This is a genomic window from Patescibacteria group bacterium (assembly GCA_041674405.1).
Classification (GTDB): domain Bacteria; phylum Patescibacteriota; class UBA1384; order XYA2-FULL-43-10; family XYA2-FULL-43-10; genus JBAYVT01.
Map to the genome: position 1 here is coordinate 1 of JBAYVT010000003.1, position 15,412 is coordinate 15,412.

15 protein-coding genes are annotated in these 15,412 nt (G+C 43.1%); 7 read left to right on the plus strand and 8 right to left on the minus strand.

What is annotated here, in order from left to right; all coding sequences use genetic code 11:
* The first annotated feature begins 37 nt into the window (after positions 1 to 37).
* From WC080_02180 to WC080_02210, 7 genes are all read left to right on the plus strand, one after another.
* Positions 38 to 838 (plus strand): hypothetical protein, encoded by an 801-nt coding sequence (locus tag WC080_02180; GenBank protein MFA7244070.1) that lies wholly within the window; start codon positions 38 to 40, stop codon positions 836 to 838.
* 68 nt (positions 839 to 906) lie between these two features.
* Positions 907 to 1,659, plus strand: a complete 753-nt coding sequence (locus tag WC080_02185; protein ID MFA7244071.1) for a hypothetical protein — start codon at positions 907 to 909, stop codon at positions 1,657 to 1,659.
* A 212-nt stretch (positions 1,660 to 1,871) separates the two neighbouring features.
* A complete protein-coding gene (gene rsmH, locus WC080_02190) occupies positions 1,872 to 2,828 on the plus strand; it encodes a 16S rRNA (cytosine(1402)-N(4))-methyltransferase RsmH (protein MFA7244072.1) in 957 nt (318 codons plus the stop codon).
* A complete protein-coding gene (locus tag WC080_02195) occupies positions 2,825 to 3,379 on the plus strand; it encodes an epoxyqueuosine reductase QueH (GenBank protein MFA7244073.1) in 555 nt (184 codons plus the stop codon). The genes rsmH and WC080_02195 overlap by 4 nt, the downstream gene beginning before the upstream one ends.
* 252 nt (positions 3,380 to 3,631) lie before the next feature.
* Positions 3,632 to 3,898: a hypothetical protein gene (locus WC080_02200; protein MFA7244074.1), complete on the plus strand. Its 267-nt coding sequence runs from the start codon at positions 3,632 to 3,634 to the stop codon at positions 3,896 to 3,898.
* Between the two features lie 210 nt (positions 3,899 to 4,108).
* Positions 4,109 to 5,227 carry an AIR synthase related protein gene (locus tag WC080_02205; protein ID MFA7244075.1) on the plus strand — a complete coding sequence of 373 codons (1,119 nt, stop codon included), beginning with the start codon at positions 4,109 to 4,111 and terminating at the stop codon, positions 5,225 to 5,227.
* Between the two features lie 244 nt (positions 5,228 to 5,471).
* Positions 5,472 to 8,984 (plus strand): Ig-like domain-containing protein, encoded by a 3,513-nt coding sequence (locus WC080_02210; protein MFA7244076.1) that lies wholly within the window; start codon positions 5,472 to 5,474, stop codon positions 8,982 to 8,984.
* Between the two features lie 3 nt (positions 8,985 to 8,987).
* Here the strand turns inward: WC080_02210 and WC080_02215 are convergent, their stop codons facing one another.
* The 8 genes from WC080_02215 to rpsP form a co-directional block, all read right to left on the minus strand.
* Complete coding sequence (locus WC080_02215) at positions 8,988 to 9,218, minus strand: hypothetical protein (GenBank protein ID MFA7244077.1); 231 nt, start codon at positions 9,216 to 9,218, stop codon at positions 8,988 to 8,990.
* 146 nt (positions 9,219 to 9,364) lie between these two features.
* Positions 9,365 to 10,510, minus strand: coding sequence for a MiaB/RimO family radical SAM methylthiotransferase (locus WC080_02220; protein MFA7244078.1), 1,146 nt, complete (start codon positions 10,508 to 10,510; stop codon positions 9,365 to 9,367).
* 54 nt (positions 10,511 to 10,564) lie between these two features.
* A complete protein-coding gene (locus WC080_02225; GenBank protein ID MFA7244079.1) occupies positions 10,565 to 11,263 on the minus strand; it encodes a 50S ribosomal protein L25 in 699 nt (232 codons plus the stop codon).
* 40 nt (positions 11,264 to 11,303) lie between these two features.
* Complete coding sequence (locus tag WC080_02230) at positions 11,304 to 11,606, minus strand: hypothetical protein (protein MFA7244080.1); 303 nt, start codon at positions 11,604 to 11,606, stop codon at positions 11,304 to 11,306.
* Positions 11,607 to 11,654: 48 nt separating this feature from the next.
* Positions 11,655 to 13,655, minus strand: coding sequence for an excinuclease ABC subunit UvrB (uvrB, locus tag WC080_02235; GenBank protein MFA7244081.1), 2,001 nt, complete (start codon positions 13,653 to 13,655; stop codon positions 11,655 to 11,657).
* Positions 13,652 to 14,323, minus strand: a complete 672-nt coding sequence (gene trmD / locus WC080_02240) for a tRNA (guanosine(37)-N1)-methyltransferase TrmD (protein ID MFA7244082.1) — start codon at positions 14,321 to 14,323, stop codon at positions 13,652 to 13,654. The genes uvrB and trmD overlap by 4 nt, the downstream gene beginning before the upstream one ends.
* Before the next feature lie 156 nt (positions 14,324 to 14,479).
* The gene (locus tag WC080_02245) at positions 14,480 to 14,836 is read right to left on the minus strand and encodes a KH domain-containing protein (GenBank protein ID MFA7244083.1); all 357 of its coding nucleotides are present in this window, start codon (positions 14,834 to 14,836) and stop codon (positions 14,480 to 14,482) included.
* Positions 14,837 to 14,884: 48 nt separating this feature from the next.
* Positions 14,885 to 15,403 (minus strand): 30S ribosomal protein S16, encoded by a 519-nt coding sequence (gene rpsP, locus WC080_02250; protein ID MFA7244084.1) that lies wholly within the window; start codon positions 15,401 to 15,403, stop codon positions 14,885 to 14,887.
* Positions 15,404 to 15,412: the final 9 nt, after the last annotated feature.

Sequence of the window (15,412 nt, forward strand, 5' to 3'; positions counted from 1 at the left end):
CGGCGGCGGGGGCTTATAGAAAGGAGTAGTGTAGAAAGTGCTAGACTTCGTGCTAGAGTTGCTCACCTGTCTTCTCCTCGCCGGTTGCACCATCTTCGGCATTCTGTACCTGCGCCGATGGTGGAAAGACGGCGAGAGCGATCGCAGGCATGAAATGACAAAGGTCGCCCTCGGTCGGGGACACGTTGACCACGAGGCTGGTCGAGATATGCGGGCCCACGCTCGTGCGAATCTCGGCTTCGCCGGCGTGCCTGATTCCGAAGCGGGAGACGTGCTACTTGGCGTCCCCTCCCTCAATCCGGAGAAAGAAGGTTCGTGGGAGACAAATCAGCCAATCCTCACTACCTCGCGGATCATGCAACTGACCGAGGATGGCCCTGTTGACCTCGAGCTTCTGGAGCTGATGGCCAATGGATACGTCCTCCTGGTCAAGGGCTCCAAGGTGTTCCTGCTCAAGCGCTACAACCTGACTGCCCGTCAGGAGCGCTACCTGCAGGAGCAACGCCAGGACGCGGCGGACAGACACGATGGGGTTATTGAGGATTTCCTCGGCAAGCCATGGACCATCAAGATGGCGACCGGGGACACCTTCACTCCCGACGTGGGCCCTGCCCACAGCACCATCCAGGTGCTTTCGACTCATCCGCGGCTTGGTGAGGAAGGATTCCTGACCGTGCTGCCGCCCGAAGTGATGGACGGCGAGCCGCACAACTACTACGACCTGGAAGCAGTGGCTGACGACGGAAACGTGCTCGTCGCCTTCTACTGCAAGGGCGGCTGGACCTGTATGATCGGGCGGCTCTTGAAGCCCGAAGAGGTTCAAGAGATCCACAGCTAGTCGGACAGGCAAGGGTGTTATGCCCGGCCAAAAGCCGTACAATCAAGACCGCGAGAGGAAGATCAGACATGACAGGAACGGAAGAACATGGCAGCCTCGGGGAAGCCTTTGCGAGCTTCTGCCGGGGGATCGTATCACTCCTCACTACCGGCTCATGGGTAGTCGAGGGCGCTGCCGACAATGCGCGGAGCACCGAGCTTCTGCGCGAGCGCATCCCGGAGGCGGCTGAGCAAGACGCGCAGCGGACCCTCCAGATCGTGGACGAAGGCCTGACCAGCTTCGGACTCCTCAAGCAGAAGCTCGAGCGGGCCAAGCAGCAGAAGACAGACTGGGATAAGCGCGTCGAGACCGGCGTCTCGAAGTACAAGGCCTGCACCGACCCCGAGCAGAAAGCCAAGCTTGGCGATCTGGTCAAGCAGGCGCTTACCGAGCGCAAGAAGACCGAGACCCTCGTGAGCCAGCTACAGGCCGCCGTTGACGAGGCGGGTCCGGACGCCGAGGCTGCCCTCAAGGCCGCCGAGCAAGCCGGCCTGCGCCGCGAGGCCGCCCTGTCGCAGGTCGAGGTCCTGAGCATTCAGGATGCGTCGGCCAAAGCCAGGCACAACCTGGCGAGAGCCGCTCAGGGCGACGGCAACTCCCAGGCCACTGAGCTCCTCGCGGAGCTCGGGCGCAAGGTGCAGAGGCACCAGGCCGAGGCTTGTGCCGGCCAGCAGATCGCCGACGCGCTCCCGAAGAGCGCTGAGCAGATCGGGGCGGAACTCGACGATGTGACGGCACATGACGACATCGAGGCCGAGTTCGCCGAACTGGTGGGGAACTAATCCGTGGTACAGCCGCGGATAAGCGTCGAAGAGGCCGCTGCAGTTGCAGCGGCCTCTTCTCATTGTCTAGGCAGGGAATCAGTTTCTACTGTTAGACTAATAATAATGACTACCGTATTATCAAGATTTTGCATCTGGTTTTTGTGCCTCTGGTAAAGGACGATAGTTTCAACTTTACTTTTTGCCATTTTAAGAGTAACTTTTGAAGTGCAATGACTGAATTTTTGCACAAACCGGTTTTGCTAAATGAGGTATTGGAGGCGTTCGATTATCTAAAAGATAAGAAGAACGCCGTTTTTGTCGATGGAACTCTCGGGCTTGGCGGACACAGCATGGCTATTGCCGAAAAGTGGAAAATGGAAAGTGGAAAATGGAAAGTGGTAGCCATTGATAAAGACGAAGAAGCACTACGGATTGCCAAGCTACGGGCCAAGGACCACGGACTACAAACTAACTTTGTATTCATCCATGATGACTTTCATAATATCGATGGCATATTGGATAATTTAAAGATAAATAAAATCAATGGTATGCTGCTTGATCTTGGCGTCTCGTCAATGCAATTAGACTACAAGGACAGGGGATTTTCATTTGAAAATCCAAATGCCCCACTTGATATGCGAATGGATTCATCACAAATTCAAAGTGCCAAAGATATTTTGAATAATTATTCGATTTCCGACCTTGAGGGTGTGCTCATCCGGGGCGAAGAAAAATATTTCAAATCGATTGCACGGAACATCGCCGAAGTCCGCAAAGAAAAGCCATTTAGAACAATAGGGGACTTACTTGAAATTCTCAAAAAATCGATTCCAAAAAAAACAAATGGAAAAAATTTTGCTACCGATACCTTTCGGGCGCTCAGAATCGAAGTAAACGATGAGCTTGCCCCGCTCGAGAAAACAATCGAGGCGATAGTCCCCCACTTAAATTCCGGCGCAAGGCTTTCTGTCATTACCTTTCACTCTCTTGAGGATCGAATTGTAAAACAAACATTTAGAAAACTTGAAAATCCATGCACTTGCCCACCGGAATTCCCCTATTGTACTTGCGGAAATAAACCCTCGGTAAAACTAGTAAGTAAAAAGGCAATCGAGCCGAATACTGATGAAATTGCGGGGAACCCACGCGCCCGTAGTGCAAAATTAAGAATCGTGGAGAAAATATGAAAAAACTTTTGTTACATTCTTGTTGTGGGCCATGCTTATCGTCGGTTTACAAAATGACCGAGGCTGATTTCGAGGTTACTCCATTTTGGTTTAACCCAAATATCGAGCCGGAACGTGAATTTGATTTGCGGCTAGAAACTTTCACTACTCTTTGCAAAAAATACAAAACAAAACCAATTATCGAGGAAAGCGGTTTTCGAGAATGGCAGAATCAAATTCGGGGATTGGAAAGTTTGCCTGAGGGTGGCAAGCGGTGCAAAAAATGTATCAAATTCCGCCTTACCGAAACGGCAAAAAAAGCGAAGGAATTAAATTTTGACATTTTTGGCACAACTCTTTCTGTTTCACCGCACAAAGATGCCGAGATGATAAATCGGCTTGGAAAAGAAGTCGCTGATCGATATGAGGTCGAATTTCTCGAGGCAGATTTCAAGAAGAATGACGGATATGAAAAATCAATAGAACTTTCAAAAAAATACGATCTCTACAGGCAGAACTATTGCGGTTGCCGATACTCCGACAAAAATTTTGGCAACTTCAAGTCGAGCTAGGGTTTGATCTTTTTGGTTTATTTTAGATTCTTTTTATGATTTAATATGAATTGTAGCCTTACGGCTACAAAATTTTGTAAGTTCACCTAAACCTTTCTTAGAGGCATGGTGAAAAAATCGTGTCTAGAGACCAGAGATGGTCATCTGTTCGGTACTCTAGACACGTCTATGCTCGAAAGGGCGTAGGGCAAGCCCGCAAGGTCTTGTCGCCGACAGGTGGCCATTTTTGTAATTAATTTGGAGGGAGATCGAATGGGTGAAAAAGCTGAGGCAACAAAAGTGATTTGTGCTGATTGTGGAAAGATGGTTATTGAAATGAATAATTCTGATGAATGTCTAAATCACTTTTGTCATACAAAAAATATTATTTATCCAGAAGGATATAGCAGCACAAGCACACCGGATTTCTTGGAATGTGATTGTGGAAATATTATTGGAATCCTTGCAGAAGATAAAAACAAAATTCCCGCATATTATTTGATCGCAGGTAGATATAAATTAGAAGTAAAAAGATATTAATTCTTCATAGCGAAAAACAAACTGATCAATTTATCTAGCCGCTTGGGCTAACTCGCAAACGTAACACTTTCTTCGCGACCACGGAAGAATTGTTACGTTTTTATTTTGACTTTTATTGGAATCATATGCTAGTTTTGACTTGCGCCTTTTGGCGACAACAGATAAGGAGGGATTGCCCTGGCAAAAACAGACAAATATGCCGAGGACGGGGTGGACGTAGAACAAGGCGATCTGTTTAGCGCGTACGCAGGCAAGGTCTGCCATGCAAGCTTTCAGAACTCGCCTCTCATCGAGGTGTTGGATCTCTCTGCGGGATACTTCCGCGGAGTTAGGTCCTTCCGGCCAGTCGGACTGCCGGCTGATTGGTCACTCGACTTCACTTCCGACGGCAACGGCACCAAGCCGATTGTTTCGGATGCGGCAATGAAGCACGAAGGGGCTGCCCATGACCTGGTAGCGATGTGCTGCGGCGACATCACCAGAAACGGCGGCTGTCCCGTAGTCTTCAACAACCAACTCGATGTCGCCACGCTTGGCAAGGAGGGCGACTCCATCAACATGGTATTCCGCAGCATGATCACAGAACTCGGCGAAGTAGCTACGGCCATGAGGATCGTGTTGTTCCGTGGCGAAACCGCCGAACTCGGACCCTGTGTCGGAACAGACAACCCCAACCCGTTTGCTGCGTTCAACTGGTGTGGTGCGGCGCTTGGTGCCTATCTGCCACAACTGATGATCACTGGCAACAACGTGGCAGAGGGAGACCTGATCATGGCACTTCGGGAAAACGGATTCCGTGCCAATGGCATCAGCTCGGTCCGAAAGGCATTTGCCATGCGGTACGGAACCGAATGGTTCGACCATCCCGTGGTGATCGACCAGGGATATCTTCAGCAAGCGGCAGAGCCGTCCGTGCTCTACGATCCGTTCTTCACTCACCTGAACGGGTGGTGGACCGGAAGCTTCGAACCCCTCATTCAGGTGAAGAAGATCATCCATGTCACCGGAGGAGCCTTCGGAGGCAAGCTGGGCGACGACTTCCTGTTCCGTAGGGGAATGTCGGCTGACCTTCCCGATCTCTTCGACCCACCTGAGATCATGCTCCTCTGCAAGGAGTGGCGCGGCTCGTCAAGCACAGAGGCATACAAGGCCTGGAACGGCGGGCAGGGTGCACTGGCAATCATTAGCCCGTCCGACGCAGAGGACTTCCTGTCCAACGCCCAGGACTTCGGCCATGATGCCAAGATCTGTGGAGAGGTGACGAGGAGAGACACGCCGTCTATCACGATCACATCCAAGTTCGACGGAGAGGTCATCACCTATTCCTAACACCGCTTTGCTTCTGCCCAGAAAGGAGGCGAAACACCTCGGGTAGAAGCAAATACCATAGCAATTAAAGAAATTAATTATTAATTTCTGTGGTATATGTTAGCAAACGTAACAATTCTTCCGCGGTCGTGGAAGAATTGTTACGTTTTTACTGGTTGATGTTCTCTGTAAGGAATATTGTTGTGTTTTACCTTTTATGTTATTATTGTTGTGCTAATATTTTTGAAAATAAATAAGGAGGGGGATGAAAGCATTAATTAAATTATCTGCCGCTATAGCGGCATTTTTGTTAATCCTTTTTGCACAGAGTTGCTCCGCATCAGATTGGCCAACACAAAATTCAAACAATCAAAACAACCCGCTCGCTTTTGACACGTTTCGTGAAGGAAATAATTCATATTCTATTAATCTTGGCACAATAACCACCGGCCCAACCAATGTAGTTGCAAATGGAATTATTTATTCCACAGCAGAGCCGGCCAGTAAAACCCTTTCAGCATACAGACTCTCGGATGGGCAAATAATTTGGCAAAAATCTTACAACACTTCAATATATAATATTGTGTATGATTCCAGAAACATTTATTTTGCTTCTGACGAGTTTTATTCTCTAGACGCAGAGACTGGCGATCAAAATTGGAAATCAAGTATTTGTGGCACAAAAATATGTAAAGTTCTCAGAATTGATGGAAATAATATATATGGTTATCGCACCACATCTATTCCCTCAGCTCAAATAATACTTTTGGACAAAATCAGTAGCAATTTAATTGCACAAAATACCACTGCATCCACCACAATGAATATCGACGTGGAAATTGACAATTCTTCTCTGTATTTGATGTCGCAATATTCCGGTGGCGCGATTACCAATGTTTATAAGTTAAACAAATCAGATCTAACGCTCGAAAAACAATTGGATAATTGCCCTGTTCGCGCTTATGGAGGACTGCTTGATATAGAATACAGCAAATTATATTTATCTGCTGATACGGTGTTGTGCACCTATGATTTAAACACCCTCACCTTAAACAAGAATTTATCAGCTGGAACTTTTGGTGCTTTTGTCAAATACGGAAATAATATATACGGAAAAGGATCTTACAGCGTCAGTTCCTTTGGGGCAAACGAGACCACACCATTGCCTAAATTTTTCCAAACTATCGGTATGACTCCCTCATCCAATGCATTGGTAGTAAACGGAGTCTTATATTACGGCACAAACACCGGCAAAATTTGGGGTTACAATTTAGAAACCGGCCAACAAAAAACATGGGATATAGAGGTGGGTTCAGCAATTAACAGCCTCAAATATTCCGATGGCCACTTTATAATTACAAGCCGCGTAAGCAACTTATACAAATTGTTTGTAGTTGATCTAAATAATTTATCACTCAGATTAACAAATTTTACTCTTAATATTAGCAGTCCCTATAATTTATCCGGCACGAATCAATACCTTGGCCAAATTCATTGCCATTATATTCCCGATTTTGCCATATGGAATAAAATCTGGAACAGGGAGCCATCACCGGAATTTACTGCGAATGCTTACAAAGAAAAGGGTTATGACTTTGTGGCTCTCACGGAGCATAACCAAGTTGTATCGATGCCAGTGACAGATGGAATTCTGCAGATTCAAAATTCAGAAGAGTCAACGCAAGGACTCGGGAAACACCACCTGCTAGCGCTAGGAATTAATGATCCAATTAATGATGAGTCGTCTGACCAAGACAGAATTAATCAGATAAATTCCCAGAACGGAATTGCAATTCTGGCCCACCCCGACTCATGGGTGTACGGCGCTCTGTCTGCAACGATTGAAAAACTTTCGGGATTGAAATATTTGGAAACATATAGCCATGGTACAAAACAATACATGCCCGATGCATTTGCTTTTGATGATTTTGACTACCTCTTATCGAAACGCAACAACAAGTTTCTCACCGCTGGAGATGATTATACACCAGGAGATGGCTTTATCGATGGTGGGGCAATAGTCGTATTTGCCCAAAACAACAGTCAGTTGGAAATTATGAATAATATAAGAAATGGAAATTTTTATGCTCTTCAGGGCTCAGGCGCCCCGCGGATAAATAATATTTCCGCAGATAGCATATCCATGTCCATAAGTGTGAATGAGCCATCAACCATTACATTCATCGGTAAAAATGGAAACAAATTAAAAAGCGAAAAAAATGCATCAAGCTCAATATATAGTTTTCAAGGGGATGAAATATATGTTCGAGCTGAGATAAAATCTGATAAAACCGGCAAATATGCATGGTCCCAGCCAATATATATTTCAGAAGATCAGCAAAGTATAACAATTGGAAGTGGATTACATACTACAACTCTCGAGAATATGATTTTAAACTCTAATTCAAATAATGCGATTTTTGCTAAAACCGTTGCAACCCAAGACACACCTTCAGCAACTCCGCCAACAGGTTATTTGAGTCCTATCTATCAGTTTACGACCGAGGGTCAGGTAAACCCTGGAACAATTCTTTCGATTAGTTACAAACATGAAAATCTACCTGTGAATCCCAAAAAATTATCAATTTATTCTTTTGACGAATTATCCAATTCTTGGAATCCAATCCCGAGTGTAGTGGACGAAGAAAATATGAGTGTCGCAGCAAATCTTGAACACTTTTCCTATTATACCCTTGGGGCAGATATCCCGGACGATATTGAACCCCCCTCTGTTAGCCTTGTCGAGCCAGTTGATCTTTCCAACATTTCCGGTGAAACATTACTGGTTGCAAACGCGAGTGATAATGAGGCAGTGGTATCTGTAAAGTTTTATCTTGATCAAAAACTAATTGACACCGATCTTGACAGCAGAAACGGCTGGACCGCAAATCTAGATTCAACCAATACTATTTCCGGAATTCACAAACTTACCATAACCGCAGAAGACCTGGCTGGTAACTTATCGAGCGAAAACTATGATGTTACTATCGCAAGCCACATCGCAGCTCCCACAATCTCCTTAAATTCTCCATCAGAGAATCAAAGACTTTTTGTGGATTCAGATATTCAGGGTAATTATTTGAGCAGCATCACAGTTGAACAAATTGGAATTTATCTGGACAATGTTTTTGTTAAAAATGCTAGCGTTGATAAAGAAAAATCAACCTTCCTTGAAAAAATGAATTGGTCACAATTCAAAGAAGGTACCCATACGCTAGGTATAGTTTTGTCTGATACTGAAGGCAACACAACTTCATCTTCGATAAATATCGAGATTGCCCAAAATGTAACTGCTACAATTATTTCTCCAGCAAATCAAAACTATCTTTCGAACCAAAAAATTGATCTTGTGGTGAATGTTCAGCCAACAAGCGAAAATGTCGTAATTCTAATCGACGGTAAACAAGTTCCTAACAATACAAAAATTGATTTAATCGGTTACCATCTCGGCAGACATACCATCGAAGTTCAGTTCGGTGATAAAATTATCGCCTCATCGGAATTTCAAATCGTAACAAATTATGACGACACAAGAAGTATTGTGGCTCGATTATCAAGAGAAAGGCACATTAAAAATGCAGGGATTGCACATGCGATAATTTCAAAATTGAAAACCGCTCAAATGATGGGCAAACGAAAGAACCCTATCCCCGAGAAAACAGCATTAATAAAGCTTGCATTATATATATTCAGGCAATCAATCGGGTCCAATGCAAAAATCGATGGCTACGCAAGGAATATTTTATTAGAACATATTAGTTATTTGGTAAAAGATTGAACATCACAAAGCCACAAATATACCGAATAATCCAACCGCTAGAATTACAATCGACAATATCATCCCAATCACACTCACCCAGAGAGGATATTTTTTGCGATATGTAATTAAAAAAATTATAGGGTAGATAATCAACAATACTAATAATGCTCTATATCCCCAAATTAGAAAAAATAACGAGATAACAAAAAGCAACAAGGCTATAGTTCCGCTAATTGATGTTTTATTTTTCATTTCCCTCCTTAATTTTATTTTCAACATTCATTATAAAACAAACTGATCAATTTATCTAGCCGCTTGGGCTAACTCGCAAACGTAACACTTTCTTCGCGACCGCGGAAGAATTGTTACGTTTTTCTTCTTGATATGAATTCTAGAAATTATTTTTTATTTACTAAGTCGTTCAGGATTCGCCAGCGACGCTGTTTTTCGCTCCAGAGAACAGGATCACCGAGCTTGTAAGCTGCAGTGCCGGAGCGGGGTGAATACTTGTTGACGTAGGCAAGAGAAAAATTAACTTTTTTGAAAACTTCTATAGTTTCTTCGAAATCCTTTTCTGTTTCCCCCGGAAATCCAACTATTACATCTGTTGTGATCTTGATATCCGAATTTGCTTTTCGAATTTTGTCGATAATTTTCAAATATTGTGATTTTGTATAGGGGCGATTCATTGCTTTCAAAATTTTATCCGATCCGGATTGGAGCGGAAGGTGAATCTCTTTTTTGACTTTTGGCAATATCGCAACTGCTTCAATAATATCACCTGCCATGTCCTTTGGGTGGTTCGACATAAAAGAAATAATGAAATTGCCCGGGAGATCATTTAAATCTTCCAGTAGTATGGCAAAATCAGATTTACTTTTAAGTTTTGAGTTGAGATCCCTCGACTCCGCTCGGGATGACTCCGCTGCGTCGCTTTTGATCCCGAAGGGACCCCCTTGGGGCTTTGTCTTTTGATTTATTTTGTATGAATTTACGTTTTGCCCCAAAAGCATGATTTCTGACTCACCACGATGGATTAGCGCCTTTACATCTAGTATGACATCTTCATACGGCCTCGACTTTTCCCGTCCGCGAGTATAAGGTACAGCACAATATGAACAAAAATTATTGCACCCAATCATAATAGGCACATAATTGCTAGTATTGCCTGCCCCGAGCGCAGTCGAAGGGTTGAATTTTTGGATTGTTAAATTGCTGGATGGGCCTACATCTTTAGGCAATAATTTAGCAAGAGATTCAAAACTAGATGAATCGAATAGCTTGATGCCCCTACTCGTAAATTTCTTTTTGTCGCTATCAAGAATGCAGCCACCGACCAGAATTTTCTTATCCTTCCAATTTTTTATCCGGCCAAATATGCGGTCGATTGCAGTTTGCCGTACAGAGCAGGCGAGGATAATGACTATTTCTGCGTCTGCCGGTTTTTTAGTTTCCAAAAAATCAAGCTGGTCGAGAAAATATTTAACTCTCGCGCCATCCCATTCATTGTATTGGCATCCAATTATCCAAAGATAATATTTCATCTGTAATTACAAAATGCCTGAAATCAGGCATTTTGTAAATTTATTTATATCAAATTATTCTTCTTTTTTCTCTTCAGCCGGGGTTTCTTCAGAACCTTCAGCAGTCTCAGCTTCGCCAGCTTCTTCACCTTCGGCTTTTTCGCCTTCAACTTCGACAGCTTCCACATTTTCGACAACTTCTTCGTTCAGAGCCTCAAGCTCTTCCTCTGATCTCGGTGGCTGGACAATAACAACTACCTCTTCCGGATCATCAAGGATTTCGATCTTATCCGAAACTCGCAAGTCTCCCACTTTGATATTTTGTTCAAAGTCGGTCAAGACCGAAACATCAACATCGATGTGGTCCACAAGATCGGATGGCAAACACTCTACTTCGACAGCGTCTTTGTTCATGATCATGCTGCCTTCCTGGTTGATAACAAGATCGGTTTCTCCGATGATTTCAAGAGGAATTTCAGTTTTAATCTTTTCTTTAAGATTAACCTTGTAAAAATCAATGTGTTCGATTTTCTCAGTCACCGGATTTGTTTGAATTTCATGAATAAGGACTTTGATCTTCTGGTCTCCAACGCCAAGATCGACAAGGTTTGACGATCCCGCGTCACGGAAAAGCCTGTTAAATGCAGTTTCGTCTACAGAAATATTGATAGGATCGAAACCTTTTCCATAAATTATTGCAGGAATTTTTCCTGCGTTTCTTATTTTTTTTGCGTTCTCTTCGCGCTTTTCAGCACTAAAGGTAAAATCTGTCATTTCTGCTCCCAAAATGATGAGTATATATCAGTGCAAAAGACTAAATCTCCTGCTTGAAAATTTCCTGGAATGTCCCCTTAAATTCTTTTAGGAACTTGTGAGTTTCAATTACGTCGTTTGAAATAATTGGATCACCCGACTTGTTGGTAATTGCAGCCTTGTCATTCAACATGACTGTTGCCAAAAGGGGCATGTGATCTTTACACAAAAGTTCGAGGAAACAGACAGAATCAACAACCCCTCGAATTTTTATGTCATCAAAACAATACTGCTTGCCGCATTGAGGGCAACGGACATTTTTCTGAACGGTGCGGATCAAATTCGACAGGTCATTGTGATTCATATCTTAACGCATTATACCCAATTAAACCTAAAAAAGTCAAGTGTGATTCTACTTCATCTTAGATTCCAAAATTGTGATTGAGTCGCGAATTTCAGCTGCTTTTTCAAATTCCAAATTTTTAGCAGCTTCGTACATGTCACGCTCAAGCTCAAAAATCTGTTTTTTCTTTTCACTTTTTGAGAGTACAACAAAATCTTTTTCAATAAATTGTAATTTTTTCTCTTGTTTAATTTCTTTTTCTTTCACTGCTTTCTCAATGCTTTTTGGAATAATTCCATGAACTTTATTATATCGATCTTGAAGTACCCTTCTCCTTTGGGTTTCGGAAATTGCATACTTCATTGACCTGGTGATGGTGTCGGCATACATGATCACTTTGCCATCTTTGTGCCGTGCCGCACGGCCAATGGTTTGGATCAAAGAAACAGAAGATCGTAAAAATCCTTCTTTGTCAGCATCCAAAATCGCCACAAGCGAAACTTCGGGCAAATCCAGACCCTCACGTAGGAGATTTATTCCGACAAGAACGTCAAATTCACCCAGCCTCAAGGAGTGTAATATTTCTGATCGTTCCAATGTGTCGATATCAGAATGCAAATACTGAACCTTGATTTTTTTCTCAGCCAAAAAGTCAGTGAGTTCTTCTGCCATACGCTTAGTTAGTGTGGTAACTAAAACTCTTTCATGTTTCTCCGTTCGCTTTTCCATTTCAGAGATCAAATCATTTATTTGGCCTTCTGTTTTTCGAATCTCAACCTCCGGATCCAAAAGCCCGGTCGGACGAATTAATTGTTCAATAACCGCTGGATAATCCTTGTGCTTACCAGAAACTTCATTATCTTTGGTGCTTTTTTCAATTTCATACTCGTCCGGCGTTGCCGAAGTATATATTGTTTGGCTTATTTTTTTGTAAAATTCAGGAAATTTAAGCGGGCGATTGTCGATTGCTGCTGGCAACCTAAATCCATATTCAACCAGCTTTTCTTTTCGAGCCCGATCGCCAGCATACATACCCCGAACCTGAGGAATTGTCATGTGAGATTCATCAATCACTAAAAGAAAATCTTTGGGAAAGTAATCGATGAGCACATTTGGTGGTTCGCCAGGATTCCTGCTATCAAAATATCTTGAATAATTCTCAATACCGGAACAATAACCGACATTCTCAATCATCTCAAGATCATAATTTGTCCTTTCTTCTATCCTTTGGGCTTCAAGAAGTTTTCCATCTGATTTAAATTTTGCAACCTGTGCCTCAAGATCTTTTCGAATTTGTTCCGTGGCTCGTTTTTGAATATTTTCCGGAGTGATAAAATGTTTCGCAGGAAATACCTCAAATTCCTCCAAGTCTTGCAATTTACCTCCGGTAACCCAATCGATTTCTGAAATTCTTTCAACCTGATTGCCAAAAAATTCCACTTTAATGGAGTTATTCGCATAGGCGGGAAATATTTCAAAGGTATCACCCTTTAGGCGAAAGGTACCACGTTTGAGCTCCAGGTCGTTACGGCTGTACTGCTGGTTGGTTAATTTTTTCAAGAACTCGTCACGGGAAATATTTTCACCAATTCGAAATGTAAAGTTTTCTGACCGATACAATTCCGGCGAACCGATGCCATAGATGCAGGATACCGACGCGACTATAATTACATCTTTGCGGGTCAAGAGCGCATGAGTGGCTGCGTGGCGCAATCGATCAATTTCATCATTAATTGATGAATCTTTTTCTATATATGTGTCGGTCTGTGGTATATACGCTTCGGGCTGGTAATAATCATAATAAGAAACAAAATAATGAACTGCATTTTCTGGGAAAAATTCGCGGAATTCGTCTGCGAGCTGGGCCGCAAGAGTTTTGTTGTGGGCAATAACAAGTGTCGGTTTCTGCACTTTTTCAATAACATTTGCAATCGTAAAAGTTTTTCCCGATCCGGTCACACCCAAAAGGGTCTGATGCTTTACTTTTTCATCAATGTTTTTTGCCAATCTCTCGATGGCCTGAGGCTGATCGCCCATTGGCTTAAATTTTGAATGTATTTTAAATTTCATTTTTTGTGTTCATTCCGCCATTTTTCGATTTCTGCATGATTTCCGTTCTGCAAAACTTCAGGTACTTTCCACCCATTATATTCCACCGGTCGGGTATATACTGGATAGTCGGATTCATCGCCGTTCATAAATGATTCGTTGGCAGCAGATTCCTCTTTGATTACACCCGGAATCATCCTTGATATTGTATCAATCATCACCATTGCCGGAAGTTCTCCACCGGTTAGGACATAATCGCCAATTGAAATTTCTTCATCAACCAAATGCTCGTGAATTCGCTGGTCAAAACCTTCATAATGCCCGGCAATAAGTGTGAGCTCATCATATTTTGCAAGCTCGATAGCCTTCTTTTGATCAAATTTCGTGCCAGTTGGAGTTAATAAAATAGTTCTTACTTTTTTTCGATTTGAGATTTGCCCGCCCTGAGCGAGGCCGAAGGGAGATTTGAGATTTGAGATTGCGTGATCGACAATGTCGACGCGCAAAACCATCCCGGCGCCACCACCATACGGGGTATCATCGACGGTTTTGTGCTTGTCGATGGCAAAATCGCGCAAATTTATGAGGTTGATATCGATTAAACTATTTTTCTGAGCACGTTTAAGAATACTCTCAGAGAGAGGCCCCTCGAACATCTTTGGAAATAATGTAATGACATTGAATTTCATATTTGTCCAAAAATTATACTTGATTACTCGTAATTTGTCTATGATAACAAAAAGCCGCTAAACAATTGAGCTGTGGCGGCTTCTTGTATTGAATGTATTATCTGTGCAAATCTGACCCAAAGGGTCCCCTTCGGGGTGAAATAGATCTGTGAGCGTCTATTCTTCGTCCAGTACATCTCCGGGAATGTCAGACATCTCATCGTTTTTTTCTTCTACTTTTTCTTCTGCAGATTCTTCAGATTTTTCGTCTTTTCTTACGTGATCAGATCCCTCTGGCTCAACAATCTTCAGGTTAACTCTTGCATTATTTTTGGCCCCGAGAACTCGAAGTAAGGTTCTAATTGATTTTGCAGTTTTTCCCTCTTTACCGATAATTTTACCCATATCAGCAGGATCAACGGTAAGCTCGATCAAGACTCCCATTTCATCAACAGTTCTCGCAGTTGAAACCTTATCCGGATTGTCAACAATTGCCTTAACCACGTCTTGCACAAATTGCTCGTCTCTTTCCATAAAAATCCTTTCTTGCTTGTGCCCCCTCGCATTATTAATGAATAATAATTATTCCTTGCTCGTATCTTCTGCTTTTACTTCTTCATTTGTCTCAGTATTTTCAGCAGTTTCAGCCGGGACCTCAGTTTGAGACTCGGGTTCCGTTTTTTCTTCTTGTGGCATTTCGGTATTTTCCGATTCCTGCGTTTCTTCGGCCGGTTCTGCTACTGCGTTATCCCCCTCAACTTCGGCTTCTTTTGTTTCAGCTGCCGGTTTGGCTTCAGCACTTTCTTTCATGGCCTTTTTTGTCTTTTCTCTGCCATATACTTTGTTTATTTTGTCGCTTTTTTTCAAAATCCCCAAATCCGCCATTAAATTGCGAACGGTGTCTGATGGAATTGCGCCTTTTTCCATCCAAAAAAGAGCCCGATCTTTGTCAATAACAATCTCTTTGGGCTGCAAAATTGGATTATAGTGTCCAATTACTTCAATAAATTTTCTTTTAACTGCTCTTCTTCTGTCGGCCACAACCACGCGGTAGGCGGGACTGTTTTTCTTGCCAACTCTGGTTAATCTGATTACTACCATTATCCTTCT